Below are 534 nucleotides of genomic sequence, written 5' to 3' on the forward strand. Positions count from 1 at the left end.
GGTGACGGCCTCAACGACGGCGACGAGGTAAACAAGCACAGCACCGATCCGAATGACAAAGACACCGACGGTGATGGCCTCACAGACGGCGACGAGGTGAACGGCACCTCGAATACGTTCAAGCAGAACAAGTACGATCCGGAAGGTAAGCCTGGCAACACCAACCCGCTCAATCCGGATACCGATGGCGACGGGCTCAAGGACGGCGCGGAGGTTAACAAACACCACACCGATCCGAACGATCCCGATACTGATGATGGCGGCGTTAATGACGGCGACGAGGTGAACAAGGATCAGACCGATCCGACGAAGCCTAGCGATGACAAGAAGCCGTCTGATGATGCCAACAAGGATTCGGACAACGACGGCCTGACCGATCAAGAGGAAAAGGCGCTCGGCACCGATCCTCACAACCCGGATACCGACGGCGACGGCCTCAAGGACGGCCCGGAGGTCAAGACCCACGGCACCGATCCGAAGAATCCGGATACCGATGGCGATGGTCTCAAGGATGGCCCCGAGGTCAACGAGCAC

The 534-nt window shown here is 59.0% G+C and carries 1 pseudogene; it reads left to right on the forward strand.

The features are described from left to right. Nucleotides 1–534 (forward strand): annotated as a pseudogene (locus HMPREF1219_RS12945) (hypothetical protein); the annotation flags it as partial.

The organism is Corynebacterium pyruviciproducens ATCC BAA-1742, assembly GCF_000411375.1.
Lineage (GTDB): Bacteria > Actinomycetota > Actinomycetes > Mycobacteriales > Mycobacteriaceae > Corynebacterium > Corynebacterium pyruviciproducens.